Here is a 7,567-nt window from a genome sequence, read left to right on the forward strand (position 1 = left end):
GCACCGTCTTCCAGACGCTGGAGGATAATTTCCCGCAGGCCGGCCAGGCGCCGCTCAGGGCGCTGGCCGGCTGCTTCGGCTTTTCCGGCGACGAGATCGAGAAGAAATGCCGCGTGCTGTCGGGCGGCGAGAAGGCGCGCCTGGTGATGGCGCTGATGCTGTTCGATCCGCCCAATCTGCTGGTGCTCGACGAGCCGACCAACCACCTCGACATGGCCACCAAGGAGATGCTGATCGACGCGCTGGCGCAGTACGAAGGCACGATGCTCTTCGTCTCGCACGACCGCCATTTCCTGGCCGCGCTCTCCAACCGCGTGCTGGAGCTCACCCCCGACGGCATCCACACCTACGGCGGCGGCTACACCGAATATGTTGCGAGGACCGGCCAGGAAGCGCCGGGGTTGCGCGGGTAGAATCTTCCACCACGCCTCGCCTAAGGTACCGGCCCGCCAACGGCGGTCACAATGTCGTCGATTGGAATGTTCTCGGCCAGACTGCCTGAGAGAACCTTTCGAGCGCCCTTTCTCGTTCCAAAGATATTATACCCCTATGGCAGAGAACGGTGGCAGCGTCCGTTCGGGTCTCGTAAGCGATCGGCCATGCCTTTGGGCTGAACCATTGCATACAGTGGAGGATGCCGTGACAGACAGCTCCAGCTTGGCCGGCCGCGCGGGCTGGGCCGCGCTTGCCGTCTCAGCCATGGTGATCGGCGTGGCGTCACTTCGCTTCTGCCTGACGTCCCCTTTCCGTTGGTGGAGAATTTCGTTACCCATCGCACCGCGCTGATCTTGCACGCCGTGTCGGCGTCGGTCGCGCTCCTTGTCGGGCCATGGCAATTCCTGCCAGGTATTCGTCTGCGCCGACCGTGGCTACATCGTTACTTCGGCCGCACTTATGCCGCCACGGTGTTGACCGCGTGGGTGGCTTCTATTCCCATCGCGCTCCACGCCGAGACCGGCAAAGTTGCGGCCATCGGCTTTCTGGCGCTTGGCGGCTTCTGGGTCGTGACGACGGCGGTCGCCGTGAGTTTCATCCTTCGCCGCCGCGTGGCACAGCATCGGCGCTGGATGATCCGTAGCTATGCGCTGACAGCTGCGGCGATCACGTTGCGCATCTATCTGGGTCTGAGCGGCGCACTAGGCATCTCATTTGCCGAAGCCTATCCGGCAATTGCCTGGCTGTGCTGGGTGCCGAATCTGCTGATCGTCGAGATTTTTCTGCTGAGAGGCAGTGAAAAGGTGGCCGGCGCGCCGGCCAGATAGGAACCGCGGCTGCCTATCGCAGGTGTGGCGGCAAGCAGTTTCGTCGTCCTCTTCAGAGATGAAGGTCGACGCGTTTGCGTCACGTCGGCATCGGGCGGGTCGACGTCGGTGTAACGCAAAGGCCGCCGGAGGGTGCCCTCAGCTCGGCAGCTTCTCTTCCATGATGTGCGGAGAATCGGGGATCAGTTGCCCGGCATGGTCGAAGCGCAGCACCACCACCCAGTCGAACACGTCGTCCGGCCACTCACCCTTCGGCATCAGCGCCTTGGGATCGGCGCCGAAGGCCTTGATCAGCTTGCCCAATTCACCATGGTGCCAGGCGATCAGGATCGACTTGCCGTGGCTTTCGCTCTCCAGCGCCTTGACCAGGGGCTTGACGTCCTTGTCGGCGAAGCGCTGGTCGATGGGGAGCTTCATCGCTTCGGCAAGCGGCGCCAGCGTCAGCCGCTCGCGTGCGCTGTCTGCGGAATCGGCGGTCGCCACCAGCGTGTCGGGACGGAAGCTGGTGCCGTCATCGAGCTTCAACGGCTGGAAGTAACGGACATAGGCCTTCGCGCGGGCCTCGCCTGCGGGCGACAGGCCGGTGCCGCTGTCCGGCTTTTCGCCGTGGCGCACGATCAGCACAGTGGTGTCGGCAAGCCCGGCCTTGGAGCCGGCATGGGCGGAGAGCGCCAGCGCCATCACCCACAGCGCCGCAAGAACAAGGCGTGTCATGTCAAATCCTCCCGGCAGGAAAGCGTTCGCGATTTCGAGGTCTGGCAGTCAGGTCCACCAATTCGACGGAAAGAGGGCCGACTATTTTCCCGCCATGCTGTCGGCCAGCGCCTGCGCCTGCTTGAGCAGCGCCGCGAAGGCCGGGTCGGCCGGCAGATGGTCGGCCATGCAGGTGCGATAGTCCGCGTCGCCTTTTTCCCAGGCGGCGTTGGCGGAGTCATAGGCCTGCTGGTCCTTGAGGTCCGAGCCCTGATAGCTTTCCTGGAACTTCTGCGCCGCAGCGTCCGCGGCGCTCCACACGGCCTCGCAGGCCGCGATCTTCGGGACCGCCGGTGTGGCGGGCGCTTCGGCGATCATCACGCGATCGCCCTTGACCACGGTGACGACGACCAGCTGGTCGTAGATCGGCCCGACATCCTGCGTCCAGCCGCCGAGCCGTGCCATGGCGATGTCGGCGCCTTCCGGCTTGCCCACCGAGAAGTCGAGCGTCCTGACGAAGGCGGCGTCGCTGCCGATCGCCTGGGTGTAGAAGCCGTCGAGCTTCAGCGCGTCCTCGATGCCGGCCGGCAATTGCAGGCTGGCGTCGTCCTGGTTGGACTTGGATTGCAGCCAGCGTTCGGTAAGCCCACGCGTCGAAACCACGATGCTCGGGCCGTCATCGGTCTTGGCGTATCGAAGGCCGTCGAGCATGCCGAAGCCGATATCGGAGGCGCTGAGGCTTTGGAGATTCATCGTGCCGGTTGCCGGGAAATCCTTGACCGTGAGCGGGCCGAGCACGGCGGCAAGGCGATCCTGCAGGTCGGCCAGCGCCTTGGTGTTGGTGGCGTCGAGCGTTTCCACGGCGGCATTCGAGCTTTCCAGCGCGGCGATGTCGGAAATCGCCTTGTCGCGCGCCGCGATGTAGTCGTCCTCGGGCGAGGCCGCGAAAACAGCGCTGCTCGCCAGCGCGAAGACGAATGTCCAGATCAACCGCATCACGACACCTTTCGCCTTTCGGTCCTCCGATAAGACAATGCTCAACAATCAGATGAAAGCAAGGCCTGGCTTCGAGGGAGCCGGAGGGAGCCGGTGCGAGACGGCATCATTAAGGCGTCGGATGCCGTCGGGCATGAGTCGGCAATCTCCAGACACGCGAAAATAATCATCGAACAAACGATGCCGATGCTTTGCTGCCGCCTCCCGATAATGCACGCCCGTGCGGGACTTATATCGTTCGGCGCAGGTAACGCTGGTGGAACGTCGTGCAAGTCGGCGAAAACGCGCGATAACCCTGATTGCGCTTTCACCGGCAAGCGCTTCCCGTTCGGGACGCAAAGGAGTACATTAGGAATTGGTTAAGTAAACCGACCAGTAAGCGTAAGGGGTAGTGCGTCATGAATTTGAAATCTCTGATCAAGCGCGCCGAAGACGTGGACAAGGAGTTTCAGGAACTCCAATCGGATCTGGCGGAAGCCTTTGAGGACTATCTTACGGCTGAAAATCAGCCGCCATCCGGTGACGATCCGGTGCCGGGCCAGGAACTCGCCGCAAGTGACGAGGGCCCGCCACAGGAAAGCCAGCCCGACTCCATGGCCTCGCGTCTCACGCCGCACAGTCAGACAAGACTGGCGGCCCTGGAAGCGGTCGCCGGCCTGTTTCATGATGGACAGGGTCATCTGGAAGAGATCGGCATGCGGCTGGCGGAGATCGCTTCCGCGCACAGGATGACCGGCGACGTCCTGAATGTCCTGCGGCGGGATACGTTGCGCGCCAATGAGCTGGAACTCGCGAACGCTGCCCTGTCCGCCGAACGCAAGATCATGTCGGAACAACTGCTCGACGCGGGCAGGAAGCAGCGCGAACGGGACGGCGCCGCGGAGGCCTGGCAACAGCGCGAGGCGAGCCTTGTCCAGGACAGGGAGGCGTTGCGCGAAGCGCTTGCCGCGGTGCGGCTCGAGCTGGTCGAAGCGGCGAACGAGAGGGGAAGGCGCGAGGCCGACTTCGGCGAGATTGCGAAGGCATTGGTCGCCAAGACGGTCGAATCCGACCGGCGGGCCAGCGAGAACAAGCTGTTGCGCGAAAAGCAGGTCGGCCTTTCGATCGACCTGGAGCAGGCGCAGAAGCACGAAGCTGAGGCGCGGCACAATTTGGACGAGTTCGCCGCAACCCACTCCAGCGAAACCGCCCATGTCGCCGAATTGCTGGCTCTGCTCGGCGGGCAAGAGAAGGAACAAGCCCGGCTGCAGAAGTCGCTGGACACGGCGCAGGCGAAACTCGCCGAGACGACCGAGGCGGCCGGTATCAGGGAAAGCGATCGCGCGGCCGAGCTGGCGCGGTTTCAGGCGGAGGCGAGGGGGTTGCACGCCGAAATTGAAGAACTTCGGTCGCAGTTGGCGCAGGTCTCCGACGACAGGAACGGGGCAACGGCCGAGATCGCCGGTCTCAAGCTGCAGCTGAGCGATGCGATGACCGAACGGCGGATTGCCGAAGAAAGGTTCGCCGTCCTCAAGCATGAGAGCGAGGTCGACAAGAGGAACCTCTCGGTTGTCAGCACCAATCTTTCGCAACTCTCCCTGCAGCAGGCGTCGGAGCAGATCCAGTTCGACGTCCAGAGGCAGGAATGCGAGGATCTGCGCGCAGAAGTCGAGGCCCTCAATGCCCGCATCAAGGAACTGTTGCCTTACGAGCGGCTGCAGAGAGTGACGGACGCGAGGTCGCGCAACGAGGTTGCCGTCGCGACCAACGGGCTTATCAAGGAGGCGGTCCGCACGACGGGCCGACGCTCTTCCCGCCGCAACCTGCGCGTCAACGCAAGCTGAAGGGCCGCGCCGATGTAGCGCAAGCTTACCCCTTCCGCTTCTCGATCTCGGCCTTCCGCAACAGGAAGCGCTGGATCTTGCCGCTCGGCGTCTTCGGCAGCTCGGCGACAAACTCGACCTCGCGCGGGTAGGAATGCGCCGAGAGCCGCTTGCGGACATGCTGGGCGAGCTCCTCGGCGAGTTCGTCGCTGCCATTGTGGGTGGGCGCCAGCACCACGAAGGCCTTGACGATCTCGGTGCGCTGCGGGTCGGGCACCCCGACCACCGCCGCCTCGTTCACTGCCGGATGCTCGATCAGCGCGCTTTCGACATCGAACGGGCCGATGCGGTAGCCGGATGAGGTGATGACGTCGTCGGCGCGGCCGATGAAGGAGACCGAGCCGTCCGGCTCGTATTCCACCGTGTCGCCGGTGCGGTAGTAGCCGCCCGCTATCGCCGGTGTGTCCTCCTGGTGGTAGCCGCCGAACCAGCGCAGCGGCGACCGCGCGATATCGACGGCAAGTATGCCCGGCCGGTTGGGGCCGAGCTCGTTGCCCGCCTCGTCCAGCACAACCATGCGGTAGCCTGGCATCGGGAACCCCGCCGAGCCCGCGCGCACGGTGTGCGAAAGCCCGTGATGGTTGTTCACCATCATGCCGTTCTCGGTCTGGCCGTAATGGTCGTGGATAGGCGCTGCGAGATGGGCGTCGAACCAGCGGATCACTTCCGGGTTGAGCGGCTCGCCGGCGCTGCTTACCACGCGCAGCCTGCCCTTGACGCGGGCGGCGGCCTCCGACCCTTCGGCCATCAGCAGGCGAAAGGCGGTCGGCGAGCCGGCGAGGCTGGTGACGCCGAGACGTTCAATGATCTCGTAGGTCGATTTGGCGTTGAAGGCGCCTTCGTAGAAGGTGGTGGCGACGCCGAGCAGCAGGGGCCCGGTGATGCCGTAATAGAGCCCGTAGGCCCAGCCGGGATCGGCGATGTTCCAGAACACGTCGTCGGCGCGTAGCCCGATCGCGTCGCGCATATAGGCGCCGAAGGCGAGCAGGGCGCCGAGCGGCACCGGCACGCCCTTGGCGTGGCCCGTCGTGCCGGAGGTCGACATCATCATGAACAGGTCGTCGCCTTTGCGCATCACCGGCTCGCAGTCCGGCGAGGCCGCGGCAAGGGCGGCACGGAAATCGATGTCGCCGGCGGGCGGGGCATCGCCGGCGCCGAGGACGATGGCAACGCGCGGATGGTTCTCCACTTCGTCCAGCTTGCCGCGGTTTGCTGGGTTGGTCACCACCAGCTTCGCCTTGCTGTAGCCCAGCCGATGCTCGATCGCCTTCGGCCCGAAGGCGGTGAACAACGGCTGGTAGACCGCGCCGATGCGCCATGTCCCGAGGACCAGCGCCACCAGCTCCGGAATGCGCGGCAGCATGCCGGCCACGACGTCGCCGGGACGGACGCCGAGGTCCTTCAAGAAGTTGCCGACGCGGCCCGACATGTCGGCAAGGTCGTCGAAACTATACTCCCTGAGATCGCCTTTGGCCGAGATCGCGCGCAGCGCCAGCCGGTTCTGGCCCGCATAGCGGCCGCAGCATTCGACATAGGCGTTGACGCCGGTCGCCGGATCGCCATGAAGCCTGGCGACCTCGTCCTCGATGCGGAAGTGAGCAACGACGTCGTCATAGCGCTGCAGCCCTGCCACCGCTGGCGTCCTGGTCATGGCATTCCTCCCTCGAACCGCGCCACCTCCGCCTGGCGGGCATCGGCGGGAGATTGCCTGAAATCGGTGCACAGGTCGATTGCCGCAAAGGCCAATTGCCGCGCAAGGTGGTGGGAGTGTTGGGTCCAGGCATGGGGCAGGGGCTTCGCCGCCGGCTCGTTAACAGCTCAGTACGCCTGGCCGTAGTGGAGCAGCTTGAAGCAATCGCTGCTGCCTAACCTTGTCTGCGACAGCAGGGGTTTCGACCGGTCGAGCCACTCCTGGTGCGACTTGGCGTCGGCTTCGATAGCATCCGCCGGCGCGACGCTGACGAAACCGTGCCCCTGGCCGAACAGCCAGCACGCACGGCCGAGGAATTCCCTGCTGCGCAGTCGCAGGAGATCGGCATCGTAGAAGATGTCGAGCACTTTCTGCTTGATCTTGCGCTCTTTCTCCGGAGTGGCGACCGCGGCCTCGACCGGCTCGCCGCCGATCGCGTCCTGCAGGTCCCTGTAGTCGAGCACGAGCTGCGTGGTGGCGTATTTGATCTCGCTCTCGTCGCGCACGATGTTGAACCAAAGCTTGGGATCGAGCTCGTTGACGACGAACGAGGATTCGAAATCACGCGACAGGTTCAGCATATCGAAGTCCCGGACGTCGATGTCGCGCTGGACCAGGAGGATTTTGCCGACCTGCTTGCCGAGCTCGCTTCCCTGCGCGCTGACGGCGGCGTTCTTGCCGCCGAGGTCCGGACTGACATAAGGGCCGCCATCGTCCAGCAACTCGTCGAACTCGCTGAGCGACGCGACGACGGGCGCGCCGCGCGCAATACGCGCCGCGAGCTTGGCGAGCACCTGCTGCAGCTCCGTCTCGTGTTTGCGTTGGTCTTGGTAGTTCTGCTGGAAGAAGAAGATGAACAGCGAGACGCCGATGCCGATCAGGATGACGCCGAGTTGCGAGAAGATGTTGCGGTAATATTCCAGCAGCTTTTCGCGATGCCGCTCCTCGTCACGCACGCTGCGGGCCACGCCCAGATTGACGACCAGCGACAGGATCAGCAGTCCCGTGCCGACCAGGATGAGGCCGCCGATGAGCAAGTAGCCGTGGCCTGTGCTGAAATCCAT

7 protein-coding genes are annotated in these 7,567 nt (G+C 64.4%); 3 read left to right on the forward strand and 4 right to left on the reverse strand.

The genetic code is table 11. The features are described 5' to 3' along the window. Together Q0L57_RS00820 and Q0L57_RS00825 are read left to right on the forward strand one after the other, a co-directional pair. On the forward strand, nt 1-413 hold a 413-nt coding region (locus Q0L57_RS00820; RefSeq protein ID WP_296736432.1), incomplete at its 5' end, for an ATP-binding cassette domain-containing protein. Nucleotides 414-752: 339 nt separating this feature from the next. Beyond that, on the forward strand, nt 753-1,262 hold the full coding sequence (locus tag Q0L57_RS00825; protein ID WP_296736440.1) for a DUF2306 domain-containing protein: 510 nt from the start codon (nt 753-755) through the stop codon (nt 1,260-1,262). A gap of 138 nt (nt 1,263-1,400) precedes the next feature. Here Q0L57_RS00825 and Q0L57_RS00830 read toward each other — a convergent pair whose 3' ends face one another. Together Q0L57_RS00830 and Q0L57_RS00835 are read right to left on the reverse strand one after the other, a co-directional pair. Beyond that, on the reverse strand, nt 1,401-1,976 hold the full coding sequence (locus Q0L57_RS00830; protein ID WP_296736434.1) for a flagellar basal body-associated protein FliL: 576 nt from the start codon (nt 1,974-1,976) through the stop codon (nt 1,401-1,403). Nucleotides 1,977-2,057: 81 nt separating this feature from the next. Next, nucleotides 2,058-2,951 carry a hypothetical protein gene (locus tag Q0L57_RS00835; protein ID WP_296736442.1) on the reverse strand — a complete coding sequence of 298 codons (894 nt, stop codon included), beginning with the start codon at nt 2,949-2,951 and terminating at the stop codon, nt 2,058-2,060. Nucleotides 2,952-3,349: 398 nt separating this feature from the next. Between Q0L57_RS00835 and Q0L57_RS00840 the strand changes: the two genes are divergently transcribed. Further along, nucleotides 3,350-4,774, forward strand: a complete 1,425-nt coding sequence (locus Q0L57_RS00840) for a hypothetical protein (RefSeq protein WP_296736435.1) — start codon at nt 3,350-3,352, stop codon at nt 4,772-4,774. A gap of 25 nt (nt 4,775-4,799) precedes the next feature. Here Q0L57_RS00840 and Q0L57_RS00845 read toward each other — a convergent pair whose 3' ends face one another. Then, the gene (locus Q0L57_RS00845) at nt 4,800-6,464 is read right to left on the reverse strand and encodes an acyl-CoA synthetase (RefSeq protein WP_296736437.1); all 1,665 of its coding nucleotides are present in this window, start codon (nt 6,462-6,464) and stop codon (nt 4,800-4,802) included. Nucleotides 6,465-6,631: 167 nt separating this feature from the next. Beyond that, the coding region (locus tag Q0L57_RS00850; protein WP_296736439.1) for a hypothetical protein at nt 6,632-7,567 on the reverse strand (936 nt) is incomplete at its 5' end.

Origin of the sequence: Mesorhizobium sp. (genome assembly GCF_024509055.1) — a bacterium.
In the GTDB taxonomy this organism is placed as follows: domain Bacteria; phylum Pseudomonadota; class Alphaproteobacteria; order Rhizobiales; family Rhizobiaceae; genus Mesorhizobium.

Excerpts from the sequence above, each read along its gene's own strand:
- Q0L57_RS00830 (WP_296736434.1), bottom strand. The coding sequence starts at position 1,976 with ATGACACGCCTTGTTCTTGCGGCGCTGTGGGTGATGGCGCTGGCGCTC.
- Q0L57_RS00835 (WP_296736442.1), bottom strand. The coding sequence starts at position 2,951 with ATGCGGTTGATCTGGACATTCGTCTTCGCGCTGGCGAGCAGCGCTGTT.
- Q0L57_RS00840 (WP_296736435.1), top strand. The coding sequence starts at position 3,350 with ATGAATTTGAAATCTCTGATCAAGCGCGCCGAAGACGTGGACAAGGAG.
- Q0L57_RS00845 (WP_296736437.1), bottom strand. The coding sequence starts at position 6,464 with ATGACCAGGACGCCAGCGGTGGCAGGGCTGCAGCGCTATGACGACGTC.